Source organism: Angelakisella massiliensis (genome assembly GCF_900104675.1).
GTDB classification, from domain to species: domain Bacteria; phylum Bacillota; class Clostridia; order Oscillospirales; family Ruminococcaceae; genus Angelakisella; species Angelakisella massiliensis.
Map to the genome: position 1 here is coordinate 845,527 of NZ_LT629945.1, position 22,396 is coordinate 867,922.

The window sequence follows — 22,396 nt, forward strand, 5'->3', positions numbered from 1 at the left end:
AACAAAGGCATCGGATTCCCTAAAAAGTGGAACCAGCTTTTTCTGTGCCCTCAAGGGACAGAACCTTTCCTTCCCCTCAGGCATGATGCTTTTTCACTGATTGCCTGCCAATGGCATCACGCCCGCCCATAACGGGCCCCAGGGCCCAGCTCCTTTTCAATCTCCAAAAGGCGGTTGTATTTGGCGGTGCGGTCACTGCGGCAGGGGGCTCCCGCTTTGATCTGCCCACAGGCAGTGGCTACCGCCAGGTCCGCGATAAAGGGGTCCTCCGTTTCGCCGCTGCGGTGGGAAAGAATGACCCCCCAACCGGCCTTTTGGGCCATTGCTACCGCTTCCAAAGTTTCGGTGAGGGTTCCGATCTGGTTGGGCTTGATGAGCACGGCGTTGCCCGCCCCCTCTTCCAGGCCCCGGCGCAGACGCTTGACATTGGTAACAAAGAGATCGTCCCCCACCAGCTGCATCCTGCCTCCCAGGGCGGCGGTCAACTGCTTCCACCCCTGCCAGTCATCCTCCCCCATGCCGTCCTCCAGGGATACCAGAGGATAGCGCAGCGCCAGGTCCTGCCAAAAGGCGGTCAGCTGGGCGGGTGTAAAGGGACGCTGACCTTTGGGTGTGAGATACAGCTCCCCTTCCGCCTTCCACTCGCTGGCGGCGGCGTCAATGGCCAGGGAGATATCCCGCCCCGGCTGATATCCCGCCTGCTCCACCGCCTGGATGATCAGCTCCAGCGCTTCCTCATCAGAGGAGAGATCGGGGGCAAAGCCTCCCTCATCCCCCACACCGGTGCTCAGCCCCCGCTGCCGCAGCAGCCGCCCCAGGGTGTGGTAGATTTCGCAGCACCACCGCAGTCCTTCCCCAAAGGATGGGGCCCCGTGAGGACGGATCATAAACTCCTGGATATCCACATTGTTTGCGGCGTGGGCTCCGCCGTTGAGGATGTTCATCATGGGTACCGGCAGCACCGGCGGCGTTTTTTCCGCCAGATACCGGTACAAAGGCTGCTGGGTGGCCTGGGCCGCGGCTCTGGCAACAGCCAGAGATACCGCCAGGATGCTGTTGGCGCCCAGATGCTCCTTGTTTCTGGTGCCGTCCGCCTCCATCATGGCCTGATCCACCGCTTTCTGTTCCCGGGCGTCCATGCCCCGGATGGCGGAGTTCAATACCTGCTCTACCTGAGCCACCGCCTTTTGGGTCCCCTTACCGCCATAGCGGGCCGGGTCCCCATCCCGCAGCTCATGGGCCTCATGGACCCCTGTGGAGGCTCCCGAGGGGGCCGCCGCTTCTCCCCAGGCTCCGCATTCCAAAGTGACCCGCGCCTTGACGGTGGGGTTTCCCCTGCTGTCCAGAATCTCCAGCGCCGACACCTGCGTAATGGCAAAATCTTTCATGGTTCCACTCCTTCTCATCGGCGGCGCTCAGGGGGCCGCCCTTCAGTTGTTAGGCTGGACGATTTTTGTTAAAATATACCTGTAGCGTTCATACATTTTCCGCCTTCGACGGTACAGAATAGGGAGCGTCCCACTTCTCGCCGGACACGACGGGGAGCGGGACGGCCGGGGAGAGTGCGGTGATCCTCTCCCCGGTCTCCCTCCACCAAAACCCATGAAAGTGCAGGTGTGACTGATGACCAAGCAGTTTCGTTTTCCCATTTGGATGACCGTCATGGTGCTGGTCCTCTCTCTGGCGCTCACCGGCTGCTGGATGGATAAGGATGAAAGCTCCTCCCAGGAGACCCCTTCCACTTCCTCCTCCATGCCGGAAAGCATCCCTGAGAGCAGCGACAGCAGCATCCCCGAAAGCTCTTCCATGCCCGAAAGCATACCGGACAGCAGTATGCCGGAGGAGATGAGTCCCTCCTCCTCTTCCGGGAGCGACAGCTCTGAAGGCAGCGACAGCGCCTCCTCCGGCAGCAGCGCCGGGGAGGGCTCCGTAGCCGCCATGGGCGCCGATTTTGAGGAGATCGGCGCCCTTTCCGCCGAAAGTCTGGACTGGGGCCCAGGCGGTCCGGTGGACGAGAAAAACCGTTCTCAGGGGGCGCTGCTGTACAATGAGAAATATGGGGACTACGGAGCGCTGTTTATCGGTCCTGAGGAACCGGTGGTCTATCTTACCTTTGACGAAGGGTATGAATATGGTCTGACCCCCTCTTTCCTGGATACCCTGAAAGAAAAAAATGTCAAGGCGTTGTTCTTTATTACTTATGACTTCGCCAACCGCAGCGGAGACCTGGTCCAAAGAATGATCGACGAGGGCCATGTCATCGGCAACCACAGCTATTCCCATAAGAACTACTCCACCCTCACCCCCATGGAGGCGGCGGAGGACCTGACCAAGATGCACGATTTTGTCCGGGACAAGTTCTCCTATGAAATGAAGTATTTCCGTTTCCCCAGCGGAAATTTCAATGAGCAATCTTTGGCAGTGGTGCAGCAGCTGGGTTACCGTTCCGTTTTCTGGAGCTTTGCCTACAAGGACTGGCTTACCGACGACCAGCCGGAGCCTGCGGCCTCCCTCCAGAAGGTGGTGGGCGCTGTCTGCCCGGGAAATATTTACCTGCTTCATGCGGTCTCTTCCACCAACGACCAGATTCTGGGGGATGTGATCGACCAGGTGCGGGCCGCGGGATATGAGTGGGGCGATCCCAACAATCTCTGATTCCGTTAAAAATAACTGGGAGCGGGAAGGTAGATTCCCGCTCCCATCAGTTTGCAGAAAAATCTGATTTTGAAAAACAAGCAAAATTCAAAACCATAAAAATCAGGACATGTGCCTGATTTTTATATCACGACCCGCGCCCACTGGGGCGCGAAACCGGGGGTATCGAAGCTGGTTTCATTAGGAACCAGCTTCGTATCCAGGGGGTATTGGATACCCCCTGGAAGCGTGTCGAAAAAATTCGACACGCTCATGGGAGCGGGAAGGTAGGTTCCCGCTCCCATTTTATTTCAGCTTTCCCCAGGGTGGGGCAAAGACTTTTTGTCCTGAGAAGAATTATTGTTTCCTTTGGAGGATTTTTTCCGGAATCCCGCTGCCATATCCATTGCCAAATCCACCAGCCACAGCAGCAGTATCCGCATCCCACAAAGGAATGGGGTAATCAAATAATTCACCGCTTCAAAAACCGGATCAGTCAGGGCAAAAGGCAGCGCCGCCAGCACCATTGCTCCCACCGGTATCACCAGCATCCCCAATCGCTTCCTCCAGGGCAGGGGATATCTCCCCTTTCGTTTCTGCCACAGCAGCAAAATTCCACTCACAAGGGTCAGGAGCAAAATCAAACTGTCCATCGCTTCCCAGGCGGAGATCAGGCGATGGTGCGTTTGAAAAACCACCCGTTCTTCCGCTGTCAGCTGTCCTGTGCTTACGGGGAAAAAGCGGTTTCCACTCCATAACAGGGCGGAACTGATGAAGGTAAGCCCTCCCAGTACTCCTGTCCAGATCTTCCAAAGCCGTTTCAGACGACTGGGATTTTCTTTATTCCCAGTCCTGCCGTGGAGCATCGTCTCCAGATCCGTTTCATAGATCCGGCACAGCTTTTCCAACATCTCAATATCCGGGCGGGTTCGTCCTCCTTCGTAACTGGACAATGCCTGACGGGTAATCCCCAGTTGGTCCGCTACCTGCTGCTGGGTCAATCCGCATTTCAAACGCAGCCGGCGCAGACGATCTTTCATCTCCATCATTCCCCCACCTCCCCTTTGAGCATACCTGCCGGTTGGAGAAATTGTCAAGCAACAATTTGTTGCGCGGCGGCAGAAGATGATTTTACATCCTTCCGGGAAGCCGGTTTTCCAGAGAAAACAGCATGAGGGCAATTTCTTGCTTGTCAAAGCCGCGAAAAAACAAGCTCAGGCGCTGGCTTTCACCAGCAGCATCATGGGACGGCGCAGCTCGTCGGTCATTCCCGGCAGCCCCATCATTTCCTTGGGCGGACGGGCCTCTTCCACCCGTTCCAAAGTAAATCCCGCTTCTATCAGACCCATGAGGATCTGCGTCAGGGTATGGTGCTCCTTTACCACATCACAACCCAGGAAGGAGGTGTGCCGGGGGCCGGGCATAAAGTAGCCGTCCACCGGCCAATACAGAGGATTTCCATCCTGGTCCCGCACCCAGTCCTGGTTTACGCCGGCGGTAAAAACCGGGTGCTCTATATTCATCAGGAAAACTCCCCCGGGCTTGAGGGTACGGTGAATACAGCGAAAAACGAAATCCAAATCAGCGATATAATGGAGCACCAGGTTGGAAATGACACAGTCCCACTCCTGGGAGGGATAGGAATACTCCTCCAACCCCTGTACTTCATACCGGATGGCGTCGGCACTGTTTTGCAGACAGGCCTGCCGGATCATTTTTTCGCTGGAATCCAGCCCCAGCACCTCTGCGGCTCCATGGTCCGCCGCATATTTGCAATGCCAGCCATAGCCGCAGCCCAGATCCAGCACCTTTTTACCCGCCAAAGAGGGAAACATGGGGGCCAACTGGCTCCACTCCCCGGCTCCCGACAGCCCCTCCCTGCTTCGGGTCATCTGAGAATACTGCTCAAAAAAGGCTTGATCATCATATTGTTTGCTGATATTCATCTTTTAGAACCTCCCCCATTCCCGCTGCCCTGGGATATCCTTAGGAACACTCCTTGGAAGCGCTTTTGGGGTTATTATAACATATCCGGACAATGGGCAAACAGAATAAAAAGAAAGCTGGACACCCATTGCCTGATGGTATGTCCAGCCATGACCGCTGTTATTCCTTACCTATGTTGGTGCAAAAATGTTATCCCCGGGCCTGCATCCACCAGAATACAAGGCCGGGGATATGGAGCATCCCTGGGAAAGGCGCAAAGCTTTTTGAACGTCACTCCTTGGGTGCGGAAAACCCTATGTTCTTACATAATCTGCTCTTCCCGATAGATACCGGTGCTGCGGCAGATGGTCCATTCGCAGATGTTCACGGCGTGATCTCCCACCCGCTCCACATATTTGGCCATCATCAGCAGATCCAGAGCCTCGTCCCCGATACCGGCGTCCTGGGCGATCTGCTGGATCAGGCGCTTTTTGATCCGGTCAAAGTCCCCGTCTATCACATCATCAAGGGCGATGGTTTGACGGGCCTTATCCAAATCCTGGGCCAGATAGGCTTCCACGGCGCTGTCCACCATGGCTTTGGCCTGATGGAGCATCGCCAAGAATTCCTCATCCTGGGGGTTGTGCTCCAGGGTACGGGCGATCTCACAGATATCCGCGGCGGCGTCCCCCACCCGCTCCAGATCGGTGACCAGCTTGAGGGTGGTGCTGATGCGCCGCAGGTCGCTGGCGATGGGCTGCTGACGCAGAAGCAGCGTGACGCACAGCTGCTCGATCTCCCGCTCCATCCGGTCGATGTCGCTGTCATGGGCGATGACCTCTTCCGCCAACGTGCCTTCCAGCGTGGAAGCCACCTGAATAGCCTTTGCCAGAGCGACGCTTGCCATATGTCCCATCTTTTCCACCAGGCCCTCCAGACGGAACAGTTCCTGGTCATAATAATTGCGGTAACTCATTGCTGTTTCCTCCTCCCGCTTAACCGAAGCGGCCGGTAATATAGTCCTCGGTCCGCTTGTCTTTGGGCTGGGAGAACAGCTGCTGGGTGGGACCATACTCCACCAGCTCTCCCAACAGGAAGAAGGCGCAGTGATCGCTGACACGAACCGCCTGCTGCATATTGTGGGTGACGATGACCACGGTGTACCGCTCCTTCAGCTGGCTCATCAGCTCCTCGATGCGCATGGTGCTGCCGGGGTCCAGGGCGCTGGTGGATTCGTCCATCAGCAGCACGTCCGGCTGCACCGCCAAAGCCCGGGCGATGCACATTCTCTGCTGCTGACCGCCGGAAAGACCCAGGGCGCTCTTTTTCAGCCGGTCCTTCACCTCGTCCCACAAGGCCGCGCCCCGGAGGCTCTCCTCCACGATCTGATCCAGCTCCGCCTTTTTGCGGATACCGTGAATGCGGGGGCCGTAGGCGATGTTGTCATAGATGCTCATGGGGAAGGGATTGGCTTTCTGGAACACCATGCCTACCTTTTTCCGCAGCCAGGTGACGTCAATTTCCGGGCTGTAAATGTCCTCGCCCCGGTAGGTCATCTTGCCCCGGACCGAAACCCCGGGAATCAGATCGTTCATGCGGTTGATGGTCCGCAGGAAGGTGGACTTGCCGCAGCCGGAGGGGCCGATGAGGGCGGTAATGCGCCGCTCGGGAATTTCCATGTTGATGGCCTTGAGGGCCTGATTTTCACCGTAAAACAGGTCCAGGTCCTGGGCCTGCAAAATTGTCTGAGTGTTCATTTCTTCTCTCCACCTTTATTACCTTTCATCCGTTTACCCATCACCTTGGCGCAGAGATTGATGCCGAAGGTGATCACCAGCAGCACCACCGCCACCGAGAAAGCGAGATCGTATTTGGCCCGTTCCTTGGCGTAGACGTACAGAGCCACGGTGAGGGTGGCGCCGGAGCTTTTGAACAGTCCGCCCTTGCCGAAGAAATCCTGCATGGCGGTGCTCATACCGGCGGTGAACATCAGTACCGCCGATTCGCCCACGATGCGTCCGATGGCCAGAATACAGCCGGTGACGATACCGTCAATGGAGCTGGGCAGGACGATGGTGCGGATCATGTGCCACTTTCCCGCTCCCAGGCCCAAAGCTCCTTCCCGGTAGCTGGCGGGGACGGTTTTCAGGGATTCCTGGGTGGTGCGGATGATGGTGGGCAGGGTCATGATCACCAGTGTGAAGGCGCCGGCGATAAGGGTTTTGCCCAGATTAAGGAACTGACAGAACACCAGCATACCCACCAGGGCGTAAAGGATGGAGGGGATACCGGAAAGGGTCTCGGTGGCAAACTCAATGGCGGTAACCAGCTTGCGGTTGGAGGCATATTCCGTCAGGTAGATGGCGGAGCCCACACCCAGGGGCATAATGAAAATGAGGGTAACGATAATGACGTAAATGGTATTCTGAATGGCGGGGAGGATGCCGTCGGTCTTCTTGAGGATGCTCTCCTGGCTGGTGAGAAACTCCCAGCTCAGCCCCGGCAGCCCCCGATAGAGGATATAACCAATGAGGAACAGGAGCAGGGCGCAGGTGATACCGGCGCAGAGATAAAGCAGGCTCCGCATGGTCACCTCGTAAGCCCGGCGGCGGGGCGACAGCTTCCGGCAGTCCCGCTCCTCTGTGGAAACAGGGGACGCAACAGGTTGTTTCATGGCTCTTACTCCTTATCCTTTTTGAGAAACAGATTCAGCATGACGTTGATGAACATGATGAACAAAAACAGCACCAGGCCGATGGAATACAAAGCGTTCCGCTGGAGGCTGCCCACCGAGGAATAGGACATTTCGCTGGCGATGGCGGTGGTGAGGAACTTGACGCTGCGGAACAGTCCCGGCATATTGGGGCTGTTGCCCGCCACCATCAGGATGGCCATGGCCTCGCCGATGGCACGGCCCACACCCAGCACCACCGAAGCGGCAATACCGCTGCGGGCGGCGTGAACCGACACCTTGAAATAGGTCTCCAGGGGGGTGGCCCCCAGAGCCAGAGAGGCTTCCTCATATTCTTTGGGCACCGCTTTGAGGGCGGTTTCGGAAACGCTGATGATGGAGGGGAGGATCATCACCGCCAGCACCAGGATGGCCGCCAGCAGGCTGTCTCCCGCTTTCAGATCAAAAGTATCCTTGATCCAGGGCACCAGCACCATCATACCCACCAGACCGTAAACCACCGAGGGGATGCCGGCCAGCAGGTCCACAGCGGGGCGGATGACTGCCGCCACCTTTGGGGGAGCCACCTTGGACAGGAACACCGCCGCCATAAAGCCGATGGGAACGCCGATGAGGATGGCTCCGGCAGTGCCGTAAATGGAGGTGAGGATAAAGGGAAGGATGCCGTAGGCGGGATTGGTTTTATCGGTAGAGGCCCAGCGGGTGCCGAAGAGGAAATCCACAAGACCGATCTCCCGGATGGCAGGCAGGCCGGAAATAATAAGATAAACGGTGATAATCAGCACAAAAGCGATGGCGATGAATCCGCAGACGGTGAAAATCACCCGCATCAGCAGTTCAATCATCTCTTTGAGGGTGCTCCTGCGCTTGGTTTGAGGCTCCATAGCTACCAACCTTTCTGTGGTTTGAGGAGGAAAAGCTTTTACTTGGAAAACAGGCCCCCGAAAATCCTGTTTCCGGAGGCCTGTGTGCAGCTTCAATGTATGGACAATCAGGCGTTGGCGGAGACAGCGCCGGCGGCGGCGATGATCTCAGCAGCGTCAGGGCTCATGGCAAAGTCCAGGAAAGCCTGAGCAGCGTCGGAAAGAGCGGCTCCATCCTTGGTGACCATCACGAAGGGGCGCTGGATGGCATAGGTGCCGTCCTTGATGGTGGCTTCGCTGCACTCAATGCCGCCTACCTTGACAGCCTTGACGGTGTCGCCCACAGCGGACAGAGAGGCATAGCCGATGGCGTTCTCGTTGCTGGCCACGTTGCCGATGACATCACCGGTGGAGCTGTACTCGTTGGTCAGCTTGCAGGCGTCTTCCACACCCACGATCTCCTCGAAGGCGCCCCGGGTGCCGGAACCAGCCTCACGGCCATAGACAGCGATCTCCAGGTCAGCGCCGCCCAGCTGGCTCCAGTTGGTGATCTCGCCCTTGAAGATCTGTGCGATCTGCTCCACGGTCAGGTCCTCAACGGTATTGGCGGGGTTGACGATGACAGCCACACCGTCCAGAGCAACCACGTTGGAAACAGCGCCGGCGGCAGTCTCGTCTTCCTTCAGAGCACGGCTGGAAAGACCGATGTCGCAGGTGCCGGCGGTAGCGGATTCAATACCGGTACCGGAACCGGTGCCGCTGTAGTTGACGGTCACATCAGGGTTCTCCGCCATAAAAGCCTCAGCCAGAGCCTTTACCACACTCTCCATGGAGGTGGAACCGTCGGTGTTGACCACACCGCTGACAGCAGCGGCAGCTTCGGAGGAAGAAGCCTCGGAGGAAGCGGCCTCACTGGAAACAGCCTCGGAGGAAGCCGCGGCGGAAGAGGAAGCAGAGCTGGCAGGCTCACTGCTGCCGCAGCCTGCGAACATACCCATGGACAGGGTCAGGGCAGCTACTAAAGCAATCACTTTTTTCATGATGTACGATCTCCTTTTTCACATTGTACCGCCTGAAAAGATTCTATCCCATCTCATCAGGCTTTGAGATGTCTGGCCGGTTTTCTTTTCCGGCGCTGCTTTTCTTTTTCTTTCAAGCATGGTCATTTTAACATGTGGGAAAGTGCGCCGCTATCAAGGCTGAGTTTTGTTTTTGTAAAATGTACCCTGCCTTTATCTCTTCATTGGTAAAGAAACAGAAAAACAGGTAAACACCTTGTAAAACTTCGTCCGTTTTCCCCCAAGTCCGCTCTTTCACTGCTCCGGGAGAAAACAAGTGATCTCAAAAAGCGACGCTTTCTTTCTCTCCAGCTGCTGATGAAAAGCTCTCATTTGCGCTGAACTACATTCTTCCTGGGGCTGTTTTCTTTTTCTATGCCAAGAAATATCATTGTATATAAGAAAAAGTCCAGCCGAAGCTGGACTTCAAAATGCAGAAAACCTGTTTCAAGAGATGAATAAAATTTATCATTATAAAAATCAGGACATGCGCCTGATTTTTATACCACGACCCGCGCCCACCGGGGCGCGAAACCGGGGGTATCGAAGCTGGTTTCGTCAGGAACCAGCTTCGTATCCAGGGGGTATTGGATACCCCCTGGAAGCGTGTCGAACTTTTTCGACACGCTGAAGTCCAGCCGAAGCTGGACTTCAAAATGCAGAAAACCTGTTTCAAGAGATGAATAAAATTCATCATCATAAAAATCAGGATATGCGCCCACCGGGGCGCGAAACCGGGGAATCACCACTGGTTTGGTCAGCAGCCCGGGGCGTATCCAGGGGGACTGAGTCCCCCTGAAAGTGTAAACAAAAGGAGTTTCGTCTTAAGCCGTTGTCACTCCCAGATATTCCGCCAACAGAAGCAGAGTATTTTTCACACCATCCACATGGCTGCGCTCGTAGCCGTGGGAAGCGTATACGCCCGGGCCGATCAGACCATGACGCACATCCCATCCCGCCCGGAGAGCGGCGTCGGCATCGGAGCCGTAATGGGGATAGACGTCCACTGCCCAATCCGCTCCTGCCGCTTTGGCCGCCCGGATGAGATCTGTGGTCATCTCATAATCCGAGGGACCGGCAGAGCTCTTGGCGCAGATGCTCACCTGACGCTCGGTGCAGGTAAGCCCTTCTCCAACACAGCCCATATCCACCGCCAGCAGCTGGGTAACACCGTCGGGCACCGTACCGCATCCGCCGTGGCCGATCTCCTCATACACTGTCACATGGGCATAGACCTTCCGGGCCGGGACCACCTTTTCCTCCCGGAGGTACTTGGCCAGAGCCAGTACAATGGCCACGCTCAGCTTGTCATCCAGAAAGCGGCTTTTGATATAACCGGAGGCGGTCACCACCGTTCTGGGGTCAAAGCACACCACATCCCCGGGAAGGATACCCAGCGCCAGCACCTGCTCCGGCTCCTTGACATCCTCATCCAGCACCAGCTCCATGTGGCTGAAATCCCGCTTCTGGGTGGCATAATCGTCGTTGACATGAACGGAAGCGTCACACAGCTGGAAGGTACCGCTGTAGCTGCCGTCAAAACGGGTGTAAATAGTGCAGTTTTCGGTGTTGGTGTTGTCCGGCTGCAAGCCTCCCAGAGGAGACAGTTTCAGGCGTCCATTCTCTTTAATGGAGGCCACCACCGCCCCCAGAGTATCCACATGGCTCATCAGCAGCAGCCCTTCGCTGTCGTCGGGGCCTCCCAAATCCACCAGCACTCCGCCTTTTTGGGTGATTTTAGGCTCATATCCCAGCCGTGTCAGCTCTTCAAAAACATATTTTCCCGCCTGCCGGGCAAAGCCGGAGGGACTGGGGATGGCAGTCAGTGCTTTCAGCTGTTCCACCGCATAGTCCACATAGGCATCCATCTTCATCGTCAAAACTTCCTTTCTGTCCATGGAAAAGCCTTTTCCCCGATATGTGGGTGAAAAGGCCTCAATCCTATTTTATATTCTGTCTGCCCCTTTCCATATCCCCTGTACTACATCAGAGGCGGTGACACTACTCCGCACAGCCCCACATAAACCGGGGAAAACCGATCCTGCAGATATTCACTGCTGTCGGAAGAGAAGGTGGAATCCATCGGCTCCTCCCCCACGGCCGCGGGAAAGGTAAAGGCTACCGTTGTGCCGCTGCCCTCCTGAGACTGTACCGCCATGGTGCCTCCCATGGCTGTGACGATCTGGCGGGCAGTATTCAGCCCCAGGCCCAATCCGGGAACACCGCCGCCTTTCTCCAAACCGGGAGCGGGTTCAAACACCCCCTCCAGCTGCTGGGAAGGGATACCGGGGCCGTCGTCGGAAACGGTAAGCACCAAAAAGCTGCCCAAATCTCTGCCTATGACCCTTACCGTGGCCTGAGGACCGCTGTAAAGGCACGCGTTGGAAATGATATTGAGCAGCGCGCAGCTCACCTGGCTGAAATCACACCGGACACAAACGGTGGTGAAGGGCAGCGCGTAACTGAACTTCACCCCTGCCCCCTGAAGCAGCGCCGAGGCGGCTTCCAGCAGCTGTGCGCACTCGCTCCAGAAGTCTACCGGCTCTATATGCTGTCCCTTTGGATCACCGGCTCTGCCCCGGCGGGCGATATTGTCCATATCCCGCAGAATCCGATAGCAACTGCGGCTGATGGTTTCGGTCTGCTCCCGTACCTTTTCCGCCTGCTCCGGGTCCAGCTTGGCTCTGGCTGATGCCAGCGCGTAAAAAATATCGGACAGCGACTCTCGCACCCGGGCGGAAAGCCCCAAAGAGCTGTACCCCAGCAGCGAAGTCAGCGGCATTTCCCTGTCATTTTGGGCAGACATGGCCGCTACAAAGAATACATAAGCCATCACGCTCTCGCCGTCGTCCTCAGCGGGAACAAACGCCGCCGACATGGGCTGCCCGGACAGCGAAGATAGGTTCTGTTTAAAATGTTTCCGCTGCCGGACCCTGCTGACACATCCGGCGGCCTCCTCCGCTGACAGCAAAGTTCTCAGGCCGTCGGGCAGACGGAAGGCGGGGAACTGCTCCGACGCCTCTTTATTGGCAAAAAGAATGGTCAATTCGCCATCCACCAGAAGTACTGGAAAACAGGCGTCCGCAAAATGATCCCTGGCGGATTCGGGATCAGCCTGTAAACTTTGCGTCATTCCAGTCAAGCCTCCTTCATCTTCCACACCGGACAACCTGCCGGCGTGAAAAAAATGTCTTTCTTTAGTATAATGTATTTTTGCCCAAAAGTCACCCCTTTTTCCTGGGAAGAACTGCCGGATTTCACAGTTGAACATTGGTTTAATTACACAAGAAAACTATAGAAACTATAACACTTTTTGCAATAACCCCAAATATTTGTCTGTTTTTCGTTAATCAATTATCAGGCCCTTGTAGTTTTTTCGTTTTTGGTATACAATAAGGGTGTTCGTGGGACCCAAAATCAAGGAGTAAAGGAGTTTTTCACTATGGCTATCAAAATTGGTATCAATGGTTTCGGCCGGATCGGCAGACTGGTCTTCCGCGTGGCCGTGGCAAATCCCGACGTCTTCGATGTAGTGGGCGTCAACGATCCCTTCATCACCCCTGACTATATGGCCTATATGACCAAGTATGACACCATTCACGGCAAATTCAACGGCACCGCTGAGTGCGTCGATGGCAAGTTCGTTGTCAACGGCAAGGTCATCAACGTTTTTGACAAGATGAATCCTGAGGAAATTCCGTGGGGCGAAGTGGGCGCTACCTATGTTGTGGAGTCCACCGGCGTGTTCACCACCACCGAGAAGTGCCAGGCTCACCTGAAAGCCGGCGCCAAGAAAGTGGTTATTTCCGCTCCCGCCAAGGACAAGGATACCCCCACCTTCGTTATGGGCGTCAACAATGACAAGTACACCAAGGATATGACCGTGGTCTCCAACGCTTCCTGCACCACCAACTGCCTGGCTCCCCTGACCAAGGTCATCAACGACAACTTCGGTATCGTTGAAGGCCTGATGACCACCGTTCATGCCACCACCGGCACCCAGAAGACTGTTGACTCTCCCTCCAAGAAGGACTGGAGAGGCGGCCGCGCCGCTGCCGGCAACATCATCCCCTCTTCCACCGGTGCCGCCAAGGCCTGCGCCCTGGTTATCCCCGAAGTGAAGGGCAAGCTGACCGGTATGGCTTTCCGTGTACCCACCCTGGACGTTTCCGTTGTGGACCTGACCGTCCGTCTGGAGAAGGCTACCACCTATGAGGAAATCTGCGCCGCAGTCAAGAAGGCTTCCGAGGGCGAGCTGAAGGGCATTCTGGGCTACACCGACGAGGATGTTGTTTCCTCCGACTTCTACACTGATCCCAGAACCTCCATCTTCGATGCCAAGGCTGGTATCATGCTCAACGACCACTTTGTCAAGCTGGTTTCCTGGTACGACAATGAGTGGGGTTACAGCAACAAGCTGCTGGATCTCATCAAGCACATGGCCAAGGTAGACGCGGAGTAATTTTCTTCGCCCACCCAATATTGTGTGCCAAGCACCCCTGCCGGTTTCAGATCGGCAGGGGTGCTTTTGCGTCCGGCAGGAAACCATTCCGGTGTACTTCAGAAACAGATCCCAGACCCCGGGACACATCCCGGTTTTCCGGTGCAGCCGGTACAGGGTGGAGGATAAAGATCAAGTTTATATGCTGATTTTACGATTTTAAAATCAGTGCGTCTGTATTTTCCCCAAATATTTTTTACTTTTTTACAAGCGGAAGCGTCCCCGCCGGTTTTGAGACGGCAGGGACGCTTCCGCAGGAAACATTCAATTTTCTTTCTGTCCTATTCCGGATGAAAAAGCTTCGGGCTTTCATCAGATCCGCTGAGAGATCTCCTCAGGCGTCAGGCCGGAGAGCCCCAGGTTTTCCAGTGTCCGTCCCTGAGCCATATAATCAGCCCCATTAATAGCGCCTGCAACGGTAAGGAACGCCTCAGTGAGGGGAACCGGCACCCCGCAGCAGCGGCCCAGGGAAACCAGCATCGCTACGCCGCAGGCAGCGTCCTCCGAAACATAACGGTGGGCAAAGCTGGAGGGACCATCCAATGACCGGAAGAAATCCATTTCCCGGTGGCTGCTCCGGTCCATCACCATCCGCATATGTCCTTCCGAAAAGGGGTTGTAAGCTGTCAGCCCCATCGCTTCCAGAACCGCGTTGCGCTCCTGCTCCAAAATGTGCAGGCAGTGGAGCACCGTCTCCCCCAAGCCGTCCTGGAAGAAGGCAAACTGAGGGCCTTTTTGCTCAATGCCCTGGGCGTTGAGCACCGATCCCCCCACATGGCTGACCACATTGGGAGAATTGAGCGACGCCTCCAGTACATTGGCGGCAGCCTCCAGGGGCAGAACCCCTTCAAAAGCCTCCAGCAGACGGGGTGTATCCGCCGATGGAAGAGCGGCAGCTTTTATTCCATTTTTCAGGGGTGTCGCAGACAGCACCTCTCCCGGGGCGGTCCGGCGGCAAGCCCAAAGATTTCCGCTGAGCTCTCCGATCAAAACGCCTTCCTTGCCAGCCTTTTTCAGTTCCTTCTCCAGCAAAAAAGATCCGAAATTTCCCGGACTAAACAGAAATGCCTGGCCGGATCTGGCCGCAGGCGCGATTTCCCGGGCAATTTCTTCATGGCGCTGGGCGGAGGTACAAATGAGTACCCGCTCAGACCAGGACAAGGCCTGCTGAAAGTCGTTGGTCAGCTGGTGGGGCATCACGCAGCCGGTTTTTCCGCTTCCCCCCCGGAGCATGATCCCTCCCTGACGGCGGATCACCTCAAAGTCCTCCGACTGTTCCGGCGTATCCCAAAGGGTCACTTCCCATCCGCCGGATTCCAGCCAGGCCGCGGTGGTCATACCGGTGGAACCGGCCCCCAATATCGTAATTCTTCTATCCATACAAACCACCTGTGCCTTCCCAATTGTTACATGAAATCAAACTGTTCCATAAAATTTGCTCCAGTCCCGGAAGGGGCTGGAGCAAACAGTGCCGCATCAATCTGCGCTCTTATTTAATCATGCCCTTCTGGAACAGGTAACGTGCCCAAACCACGGTGATGGCAATCAGTACCAGCATGATCCAGATGCCATAGGAGCTGAACCACGCCTGACCAAAGATCAGAGCGGCAATGCAGCCCAGCACAAAGGGCACAACGCCCACCTTCCAGTTCCACATAATACGCTGTACCAGCATGGCGCCCATGACAGCGGGAAGAACGTTATTGAATCCAGGCTCCAGCGCCGGACTGGTGAGGACAGGATAAATAATATGGACAAAGGCGACGCCCAGAGCAACCTCCAGAGTAGTGACCAGGCTGCAGGTACCCACAGCCAGTGTGGCAACCACATCGCCTTCCTTGGTGCCCATCTCCACGCCCATGATCTCCTGGCAGCTGGTGACGCAGGGGATCTTGGTCTGGCTGACGTTGCCGGTGGTAAAGCCGATATAGGTACCGCCGGCGCCCAGCATGGGGGCAAAGGTAAAGGGCTCAATGATCTGGTTCATACCGAAAGCGGCCAGAACCGTGAGAACACCTGCGCCCACAGAGGCCCATTCAATGGATACTCCATACCGCAGACACACACCTACCACAGGGAAATACATGGCAATCAGCGCCATCAGCATGGAGATGCGTCCCCAGCGATGAACTTTACGGTCATAAGCGGAAAAGGCTTCATTATTGGCAGCTGCCGTTGTTTTCTCAGCACTCATTACGCCGTTCTCCTTTCAAAATGAAATTCACAATGGGCTCACGCCACCAGGCAGCAGGCGATAACGCCGGCTACAATGGCGATGGACAGGGCGAAATCTCCAATGACCGGATAGCGGCTCTTGAGCTTCATGCAGATGAACATGAACACAGCGCCGGTAACCGCCGCGACAAAGGGCAGCATCTTGCTGAAATCGGTGAAATAGGGAACATTCAGACGGGCAACCACGGCGGCAAAAGCGGCAGAGGTGCCGATAAGCAGGAAACGGCTGGTCTTTTTGGCTTTTTTCAGCGCCTTGTCATAGCCCTTGAGAGTCAGCAGGCAGTTGACGGGAGCCAGGCTCATGCCGATGTTCATGACCATCATAATGACCACGAAACCACCCAGGGTGCAGGCGGAATATTCTGTGAAGCCGGCAGCTTCCAGGCCGATGCCCGCCGCCATGGGCTCATATCCGCCGGCGCCGATGTTGGACAGACGGAGCCAGGGGAAGAATTTGCCCAGATTGGGGGACATGGCGATCATCAAAGAAACCAGAGAAAGGGCGGGGATGACGGAGATGGTGGCGGAGGTGGTGATACATTTTTTCAGCTTGTTTTTGTCCATCCCGATCTCAATTCCCTGCTTCCAGGCCATGATCATAAAGCGGAGCGCCTGCAAAACGATGACGCCCACCGGGACCAGGCAGAGTACAAACATAAATCCACTGTTGGCAACATCCAAGTAATTCATTGTTTCCCTCCTCAGTGATCTTTAGCAGCTGTATGGTTTTCATGGAGCCGGCAATGGAAAAGTGCCTCTGCCGGCTCCGGTCGGTCCATGGAAAACCGTTATATTATTGCTTCTGACGGTCTGTGAAGGTCATCAGCGGGAAAATCTTTCTCTTTTCCATCATCTTGGCTTCCAGCTTCTTGTCGCTCTCCAGCATATCATTGAGAGCGAAGTCACCCAGGAAGTCGATGGAGGCGTCGGCATTGATGTCCAGAACGCCCTGATTATTGGCCAGACGCACCCCTTTGAGGGCAAGCTCCGCGGCATCCAGAGCCATGGCGGTACCGGAAGCCATACGAAGGGCGCAGGCCAGCTTGGCGCCGTCGCACACCACACCGAAGACGTTGGGGATCAGGTTCTGGATGGCGTTTTCCGCCTGCTGCTCAGTACCGCCCTGGAGCAGGACCGCACCGACAGCCACACCCATGGTGGCGGCCACTTCGCAGGAGCACATGGTGGGCGCCTTGCCAATACGGTGGATCACAGCGGTAGCCAGCAGAGAGCTGATGACCAGAGCCCGCTGGAGGTCCTCCTGCTTGCTGCCCAGGTCCTTGGCCAGGCTGATCAGCGGCATGGAGGAAGCGATACCCACGTTGCCCTTTCCGCCCACGCTCATGATGGGGAGCGGAACGCCGGACATCCGTCCTTCGCAGGCAGCGGCGGCAGCGGCCTTGGCGCGGCTGACGGGGCTGGGGGTGGAGGTGGCCAGCAGGTTGCGTCCGATGCCGATGCTGACATCGTCATGGGTCAGAACATATTCGGACATCTTGGAGTTCATCTCAATGGCTTCCAGGATGAAATCGAATTTCTCAATGGGGGTGGTGGTGGCAAACTCATAGAAATCCTTGATCTTGTACTTCATCAGGGGAGTGTGACCGGCCCGGTTGAGGGCATCGGGCTCCTTCTCCAGCAGGACCTCGCCATTGCGGGCCTTGTAGATCAGGCCGTCCTGAGCGCCCTTGATGACAGCCACGCCCACGCCTTTGTCGGTCTCAATGGTAATCTTGCGGGCCGCGCCCAGATCCAGATCGTCTGTGGGCACCAGTTCCACCAGCTCAGCCACCTTACGGGCTTTCAGCTCGCCCTCGGGGGTAACGGAATGGAGGACCTCCAGTCCGGCGTTGGGATCACCGCATACCGCGCCCAAAGCGGCGGCCATCTCGGCGCCCAGCATCTCGGTACCAGGGAACGCCACATCGTCGCTCTTGGGACCAAAGCCTTCACAAACAATCTTTTTGATCTCACCGCCGATGGCGTCATAAGCCTGAGCGGCCACAAAGCAGATTCCGATGGGACCGGTGCAGCCCAAAGCGGGCTTCATTTCTTTGCGAAGAATTTCGTACAATTCCTGGTACTTCTCCATGTTGAGTCCTCCTTTTCATTCGTACGCATAGCCTTGTCTCCCATCCTGATGGAGCTGGGCAGACAAAGTATCGGTGTAAGACCGTCCTGGGCCAGGTCTTATGATGATCTTGTCTTGTTTCCCCGGGGCGTATCTTATGGCTACAGTATATTGTCTGACCACAAAAAAGTCAATCTGATTTTTGCATTTTCTCCATTAATACAAAATATTGTCATTAGTTTATGGATAATTTGCCCTATATTCATTTCTATATTACCGAAAAAGTGTACCAATCTCCAGGAAAATCCCCGTTTTCTTTACAAAGCTATTGTGTGATGATAAAATAATATTGTCCTATAAAACGCCACCGGCTTCAGGAGGGGAAACAAATGAGACAGGAAGTGGAGATCCTTCAGCCCGCTTTTTATGAAAAATTCGCTTGTATCGGGCCATCCTGCACAGACAACTGCTGTCATACCTGGGAAATCAACATTGATAAAGAACATTATTTGCTGTATAAAGCCCAGCAGGACCCCTCGTTCCGCAGTCTTTGCGCCCGTGTGGTGCATCGGAGGAAAAAAGACGGCACCCCGGAACAGTTTGCCTCCCTTGCCCTGGACGAAGATGGCCGCTGCGGCTTTCAGGACCCGGACGGAGGATGCCGCATCATTCGGGCACTGGGGCCACAGGCCCTTTCCCACACCTGTACCCTGTATCCCAGAAGAAAGGCGCAGTTTTTGCCGGGAATATGGGAGCTGTCCCTGTCTCTTTCCTGCACAGAGGCGGCCCGGCTGGCCCTCTTTTCTCAGGAGAAAACAGAGTTTGTATCCCGCACAAGGTCTGTGGATCCTCATGATCCTCTGGATGCCATGCCTCCTTTGGGCATTGGTCCCGGGGGAAAGCCTGTTGCGCCTCCTGTCTATGGTTCACCACTGCGCCAAGCCTGTCTGGAGCTGATCCGCTGCCGGGATTATCAGCTGCCGGAGCGGATTCTGGCGGTGGGGCTGCTGCTGCGCCGGGTGGACCGCCTGCTGAAAGATGGGCGGGACGGGGAAATTCCGGCGATGTGCGCAGGATTTCTCACCTCTGTGCAGAAGGGGGAATTCCAGGGCTTTTTCCAGCGGCTGGAGTACCATCCTGAGGCTCATCAGGCAGCTATGAGGCTGCCGGTGGCCCATCTGCTGGGAGGCGCCCGCAAACCGGTGCTGTGGCACCTGTGGCAGGCTTTGGAACCCTGGTGCGCCGCGGACCCCGCCACAGGAGAGTATCAGGCGGGCAGAGAGGCGCTGGATTTCCTCATCAAAACAGGCAAAGAAAAAGGGGACCCCATTTTGGAGTCCCTGGCCACAGCGGCGGAAAATTATTTTGTCAGCTACCTTTTCTCCAGTATGTTCCCCTTCCTGTACCGGGCGGAAGGCTTGTCCTTTGAGCACAACGGCATCCTGCTGGCCGAGCAGTACGCCCTGCTGCGGCTGCTGCTGGCGCTGGCCCCTCAGGCGCCTTGCCCTGAGGATCAGCTGATTCAGGCAGTGGTGAGCCTGGCCCGCCTCAGCCAGCATTCCGACCTGGGAGGGGATCTGCTGCGGCTGACCAGGGCGGTACAGCTGGACGGTCTTGCTCACGCCGCATACCTGCTGAGATAATGGAGCTCAGATACCGATAAACTGATAGACCTTTTCAAAATAGTGGACCATGATCTCATAGGCGCGGTCCGGGTCCTGATCCTTGATGGCGTCCACCATCTCCTCATGGAGATCCGGCCCGTCCTTGAAGTCAATGATCTCCGCCTGTGTTTCCAGCTTTTGAGCGATCACCGTCCGCAAAGAGCCCAGCAATTCCTCAATCACAGGATTTCCCGCCACTTTGGCAATGGTATTGTGGAAGGCGATATCCCTTTTCTGGCTTTCCATCTTGGTCAGACCAGGCTCCTTCATCAGCCAGCAGGCCCGCTCCAGAGCCACAATGTCATCAGGTGTAGCCCGCTGACAGGCCATGCGGATAGTGCTCAGCTCCAGAATCTCCCGCAGCTCGATCAAGGCGTTGATATCGCTGTCCGGCTGCATATTGATGATCAGCTTCAAAGGGTCCACCAGGCAGCCCTTGACCGCGTCCCCCACAAAGGTACCCTCATTGCGGCGCACCACCATCCGCCGCGCGGAAAGGACCTTCATACTTTCACGGATGGTGGAACGTCCTACAGAAAAACGCTCGGAAAGCTCCTTTTCGGTGGGAAGGCGCTCACCCGGCTTCATGGTGGAGATCATGGCCTCCAGCTTCTCCACCACCGTATCGGATAAATTTACTCTGCTGCCATTGGTTTGCATATGCCATGCCTCCTGTTGTCAAAAGCGCGCTCCCGGTATCCCATCGGCATCCGGGAGCGCCGGCTTTTTGCTTTTTATGATCAATCCTTTCTTTCAGTATATTGTCTGACCACGGTTTTGTCAATCTTTGTATTCCCTTCCGTTGCTCCTGAGAAAACGGTGTTTTTGCTGGAAAAGCCCTGAGAAAAGTTAGATAAATTGCTCCTTTACATCCGTATTGTATGATGATAACATATAAGTGTCGTACAATTATTGCTTAAAAACAATATTTTCAGATGAATGAAGGAGGCGCTCTCATGAGGCTGAAAAAGATGATCACCGTGCTGTCCCCATCTTTCGCCCTCACCTCCATTGTGGCCCTTTCCCCCGCCATCGCCAGCATTTCTCAAGCATTTCCACAAACCAGCATTTCGGCGGTGCAGTCCCTGACCACACTGCCTTCTTTGGTGGCCATTGCCATTATTTTGCTGTCGGGACGTCTGTCCTCTGTGGTGACCAAAAAGCGGATCGTCGCCTTTTCCATTGGTCTGATGATCCTGGGAGGACTGATGCCCCTGGTGCTGCATCAGCACTTTTGGCAGCTGGTAGCGGCGGCGGTCATCTTCGGCCTGGGCTACGGCGGCATTTCTCCCCTGACCACAGCGCTGATCCATGAACACTACAGCGCTCAGGAACAGCCTACCATGCTGGGCTTTCAATCGGCGGTCATCGGTATGGGCGGCGTGCTGTTCTCCTATATCGGCGGACGTCTGGCCTCCCTGTGCTGGTGGTATGCTTACGGCGCGTTTGTGCTGTTTATCCCCATCCTTTTCCTGGTGCTGATGCTGCCCAAGGGGGAGCTTTCTCCCCCTGTAAAAGGGTCGGGGCTGGGGGAGCTTTTGAATCCCTCCCTGCTTTTCTATGTGGGACAGTCCATCGTGTTCGCCATCTTCTTCTACATCCTGCAAACCAATCTTGCGCTGCTGGTGGCTGAGCGGGGTTTGGGAGGCTCTGAGCTTTCAGGAAAGATTCTTTCCTGTCAGTCGGCGGTGGGAATCATCTCCGGCGTATTGGGCGGACGGGTCCTGGGACGGCTGCGGGAGTTTTCGCTTCCGGTAATTCTGGCCTGCACCGGCATCGCCCAACTGATCGTCTATTTTTCCGGTTCCGCGGCCCCTCTGTTCTTTGCTGCCGGGCTGATCGGCTTCTTCTTCTCCATCCGGATGCCCGCGGGCTATCTGAAAGCTACCGCCTCGGTGACGCCTGCCGCCGCTACGCTGGCCATCTCTGTTTATTGCAGCTCCAGCCAGGTGGGACAGTTTCTCTCCCCTCCGGCGGTCAACAGTCTCAGTGAGCTGCTGAGCCTGACGCTGGAGCAGAAGTTCCTGCTGGGAGGCTGCTGCCTGTTGGGCGCGGCCATGATATCGGCGGCGTGGGAGCTGCGCTGCCGGGGCAGAAAAGCGGCGGAAACACCCCGCGGATAAAAATCCTCAGACAGTTTTTCCTCTCCGCCTCTCCTTTTGGGAAATACAAGAGGAAATCCGCGGAACACCAGCGGCCTGTATAACTGATGGTTTTTCTCAAAAGCTGCTTTAAAACCTTTTTGAGACTTTCCCCGACGGCATCGGGCCGCGGCATACAGCAATATATCCCCCATGGCTCTCCTTACAAGTGAGGCCGCTGTTTATCCTGAATCCTCCTCATACAGACAGATTCGTTTCCCCGCTGGTCTGGCTCCGGCGGGGAGACTTTTTCTTTTAACCGATCCGCAAAAGGCAGCTTTCTCCCCCAGCGCCATCAAGGAGAGTATACGGCCTCCCAAGGAGCAGGAACTCTTTCTTTTTGGTTTTGGCATGGAGGCTTTTCCTGCGCCTGCCCAAAGCCGGGCAGGCATTTTTCTCTGTTTGCTTTGCCGCAAATTTCCATCCCATCAGTTACAGGCAGAATTTGAGAATAATGGCCAAAAGCACTTTTTCTTTTCACACTGGCTTTGTAATGGATTCACAGAATATTTCCAATCCCTTTCCATAAAATTTCACTTTAACCCGCCCCTTCTCTTGAAAAAGACAGGCGGATAGGGTACAATAAAACAAACATCCCATATCCCCCGTTC

Annotated in this window: 19 protein-coding genes; 4 read left to right on the forward strand and 15 right to left on the reverse strand. The window is 55.9% G+C overall.

All coding sequences use genetic code 11. From position 1 onward, the window contains the following. Positions 1-116 precede the first annotated feature (116 nt). Entirely contained in the window at positions 117-1,388 is a 1,272-nt protein-coding gene (eno, locus tag BQ5383_RS09325) for a phosphopyruvate hydratase (RefSeq protein WP_071431391.1), read from the reverse strand. 235 nt (positions 1,389-1,623) lie between these two features. Between eno and BQ5383_RS09330 the strand changes: the two genes are divergently transcribed. Then, the gene (locus tag BQ5383_RS09330) at positions 1,624-2,655 is read left to right on the forward strand and encodes a polysaccharide deacetylase family protein (protein WP_083389909.1); all 1,032 of its coding nucleotides are present in this window, start codon (positions 1,624-1,626) and stop codon (positions 2,653-2,655) included. Positions 2,656-2,945: 290 nt separating this feature from the next. On the opposite strand, the gene BQ5383_RS09335 is transcribed toward BQ5383_RS09330, so the two are convergent. The 9 genes from BQ5383_RS09335 to BQ5383_RS09380 form a co-directional block, all read right to left on the reverse strand. Continuing rightward, positions 2,946-3,683 carry a helix-turn-helix transcriptional regulator gene (locus BQ5383_RS09335; protein ID WP_071431392.1) on the reverse strand — a complete coding sequence of 246 codons (738 nt, stop codon included), beginning with the start codon at positions 3,681-3,683 and terminating at the stop codon, positions 2,946-2,948. 165 nt (positions 3,684-3,848) lie between these two features. Further along, the gene (locus tag BQ5383_RS09340; protein WP_338061414.1) at positions 3,849-4,580 is read right to left on the reverse strand and encodes a class I SAM-dependent methyltransferase; all 732 of its coding nucleotides are present in this window, start codon (positions 4,578-4,580) and stop codon (positions 3,849-3,851) included. A 302-nt stretch (positions 4,581-4,882) separates the two neighbouring features. After that, on the reverse strand, positions 4,883-5,536 hold the full coding sequence (gene phoU, locus BQ5383_RS09345) for a phosphate signaling complex protein PhoU (protein WP_071431394.1): 654 nt from the start codon (positions 5,534-5,536) through the stop codon (positions 4,883-4,885). Between the two features lie 19 nt (positions 5,537-5,555). Then, a complete protein-coding gene (gene pstB / locus BQ5383_RS09350) occupies positions 5,556-6,317 on the reverse strand; it encodes a phosphate ABC transporter ATP-binding protein PstB (RefSeq protein ID WP_071431396.1) in 762 nt (253 codons plus the stop codon). After that, positions 6,314-7,234 (reverse strand): phosphate ABC transporter permease PstA, encoded by a 921-nt coding sequence (gene pstA, locus BQ5383_RS09355; protein WP_071431398.1) that lies wholly within the window; start codon positions 7,232-7,234, stop codon positions 6,314-6,316. Before pstA ends, pstB begins: the two co-directional genes overlap by 4 nt. A gap of 5 nt (positions 7,235-7,239) precedes the next feature. Continuing rightward, positions 7,240-8,136 (reverse strand): phosphate ABC transporter permease subunit PstC, encoded by an 897-nt coding sequence (gene pstC / locus BQ5383_RS09360; RefSeq protein WP_083389911.1) that lies wholly within the window; start codon positions 8,134-8,136, stop codon positions 7,240-7,242. A 107-nt stretch (positions 8,137-8,243) separates the two neighbouring features. Then, complete coding sequence (locus BQ5383_RS09365; RefSeq protein ID WP_076944472.1) at positions 8,244-9,155, reverse strand: phosphate ABC transporter substrate-binding protein; 912 nt, start codon at positions 9,153-9,155, stop codon at positions 8,244-8,246. Positions 9,156-9,997: 842 nt separating this feature from the next. After that, positions 9,998-11,071 (reverse strand): M42 family metallopeptidase, encoded by a 1,074-nt coding sequence (locus BQ5383_RS09375; RefSeq protein WP_235821964.1) that lies wholly within the window; start codon positions 11,069-11,071, stop codon positions 9,998-10,000. Between the two features lie 83 nt (positions 11,072-11,154). After that, positions 11,155-12,306, reverse strand: coding sequence for a sensor histidine kinase (locus tag BQ5383_RS09380; RefSeq protein WP_071431404.1), 1,152 nt, complete (start codon positions 12,304-12,306; stop codon positions 11,155-11,157). 309 nt (positions 12,307-12,615) lie between these two features. On the opposite strand from BQ5383_RS09380, the gene gap reads away from it, so the two are divergent. Next, positions 12,616-13,635, forward strand: a complete 1,020-nt coding sequence (gap, locus tag BQ5383_RS09385) for a type I glyceraldehyde-3-phosphate dehydrogenase (RefSeq protein WP_071431406.1) — start codon at positions 12,616-12,618, stop codon at positions 13,633-13,635. Between the two features lie 351 nt (positions 13,636-13,986). Here the strand turns inward: gap and BQ5383_RS09390 are convergent, their stop codons facing one another. The 4 genes from BQ5383_RS09390 to BQ5383_RS09405 form a co-directional block, all read right to left on the reverse strand. After that, positions 13,987-15,054 carry an NAD/NADP octopine/nopaline dehydrogenase family protein gene (locus BQ5383_RS09390; protein ID WP_083389913.1) on the reverse strand — a complete coding sequence of 356 codons (1,068 nt, stop codon included), beginning with the start codon at positions 15,052-15,054 and terminating at the stop codon, positions 13,987-13,989. A gap of 109 nt (positions 15,055-15,163) precedes the next feature. Beyond that, entirely contained in the window at positions 15,164-15,868 is a 705-nt protein-coding gene (locus tag BQ5383_RS09395) for a hypothetical protein (RefSeq protein ID WP_071431410.1), read from the reverse strand. Between the two features lie 38 nt (positions 15,869-15,906). After that, entirely contained in the window at positions 15,907-16,599 is a 693-nt protein-coding gene (locus BQ5383_RS09400) for a DUF5058 family protein (protein WP_071431412.1), read from the reverse strand. 103 nt (positions 16,600-16,702) lie between these two features. After that, the gene (locus BQ5383_RS09405) at positions 16,703-18,001 is read right to left on the reverse strand and encodes an L-serine ammonia-lyase, iron-sulfur-dependent, subunit alpha (RefSeq protein ID WP_071431414.1); all 1,299 of its coding nucleotides are present in this window, start codon (positions 17,999-18,001) and stop codon (positions 16,703-16,705) included. A 368-nt stretch (positions 18,002-18,369) separates the two neighbouring features. On the opposite strand from BQ5383_RS09405, the gene fliB reads away from it, so the two are divergent. After that, positions 18,370-19,623 (forward strand): flagellin lysine-N-methylase, encoded by a 1,254-nt coding sequence (gene fliB / locus BQ5383_RS09410; RefSeq protein ID WP_071431416.1) that lies wholly within the window; start codon positions 18,370-18,372, stop codon positions 19,621-19,623. Positions 19,624-19,629: 6 nt separating this feature from the next. Here fliB and BQ5383_RS09415 read toward each other — a convergent pair whose 3' ends face one another. After that, a complete protein-coding gene (locus BQ5383_RS09415) occupies positions 19,630-20,304 on the reverse strand; it encodes a FadR/GntR family transcriptional regulator (RefSeq protein ID WP_071431417.1) in 675 nt (224 codons plus the stop codon). A 296-nt stretch (positions 20,305-20,600) separates the two neighbouring features. Between BQ5383_RS09415 and BQ5383_RS09425 the strand changes: the two genes are divergently transcribed. Further along, on the forward strand, positions 20,601-21,767 hold the full coding sequence (locus BQ5383_RS09425) for an MFS transporter (protein ID WP_071431421.1): 1,167 nt from the start codon (positions 20,601-20,603) through the stop codon (positions 21,765-21,767). Positions 21,768-22,396: the final 629 nt, after the last annotated feature.

Bases quoted from the DNA above. Each gene is read 5' to 3' on its own strand.
- eno (WP_071431391.1), bottom strand. From the start codon at position 1,388: ATGAAAGATTTTGCCATTACGCAGGTGTCGGCGCTGGAGATTCTGGAC.
- BQ5383_RS09330 (WP_083389909.1), top strand. From the start codon at position 1,624: ATGACCAAGCAGTTTCGTTTTCCCATTTGGATGACCGTCATGGTGCTG.
- BQ5383_RS09335 (WP_071431392.1), bottom strand. From the start codon at position 3,683: ATGATGGAGATGAAAGATCGTCTGCGCCGGCTGCGTTTGAAATGCGGA.
- BQ5383_RS09340 (WP_338061414.1), bottom strand. From the start codon at position 4,580: ATGAATATCAGCAAACAATATGATGATCAAGCCTTTTTTGAGCAGTAT.
- phoU (WP_071431394.1), bottom strand. From the start codon at position 5,536: ATGAGTTACCGCAATTATTATGACCAGGAACTGTTCCGTCTGGAGGGC.
- pstB (WP_071431396.1), bottom strand. From the start codon at position 6,317: ATGAACACTCAGACAATTTTGCAGGCCCAGGACCTGGACCTGTTTTAC.
- pstA (WP_071431398.1), bottom strand. From the start codon at position 7,234: ATGAAACAACCTGTTGCGTCCCCTGTTTCCACAGAGGAGCGGGACTGC.
- pstC (WP_083389911.1), bottom strand. From the start codon at position 8,136: ATGGAGCCTCAAACCAAGCGCAGGAGCACCCTCAAAGAGATGATTGAA.
- BQ5383_RS09365 (WP_076944472.1), bottom strand. From the start codon at position 9,155: ATGAAAAAAGTGATTGCTTTAGTAGCTGCCCTGACCCTGTCCATGGGT.
- BQ5383_RS09375 (WP_235821964.1), bottom strand. From the start codon at position 11,071: ATGGACAGAAAGGAAGTTTTGACGATGAAGATGGATGCCTATGTGGAC.
- BQ5383_RS09380 (WP_071431404.1), bottom strand. From the start codon at position 12,306: ATGACGCAAAGTTTACAGGCTGATCCCGAATCCGCCAGGGATCATTTT.
- gap (WP_071431406.1), top strand. From the start codon at position 12,616: ATGGCTATCAAAATTGGTATCAATGGTTTCGGCCGGATCGGCAGACTG.
- BQ5383_RS09390 (WP_083389913.1), bottom strand. From the start codon at position 15,054: ATGGATAGAAGAATTACGATATTGGGGGCCGGTTCCACCGGTATGACC.
- BQ5383_RS09395 (WP_071431410.1), bottom strand. From the start codon at position 15,868: ATGAGTGCTGAGAAAACAACGGCAGCTGCCAATAATGAAGCCTTTTCC.
- BQ5383_RS09400 (WP_071431412.1), bottom strand. From the start codon at position 16,599: ATGAATTACTTGGATGTTGCCAACAGTGGATTTATGTTTGTACTCTGC.
- BQ5383_RS09405 (WP_071431414.1), bottom strand. From the start codon at position 18,001: ATGGAGAAGTACCAGGAATTGTACGAAATTCTTCGCAAAGAAATGAAG.
- fliB (WP_071431416.1), top strand. From the start codon at position 18,370: ATGAGACAGGAAGTGGAGATCCTTCAGCCCGCTTTTTATGAAAAATTC.
- BQ5383_RS09415 (WP_071431417.1), bottom strand. From the start codon at position 20,304: ATGCAAACCAATGGCAGCAGAGTAAATTTATCCGATACGGTGGTGGAG.
- BQ5383_RS09425 (WP_071431421.1), top strand. From the start codon at position 20,601: ATGAGGCTGAAAAAGATGATCACCGTGCTGTCCCCATCTTTCGCCCTC.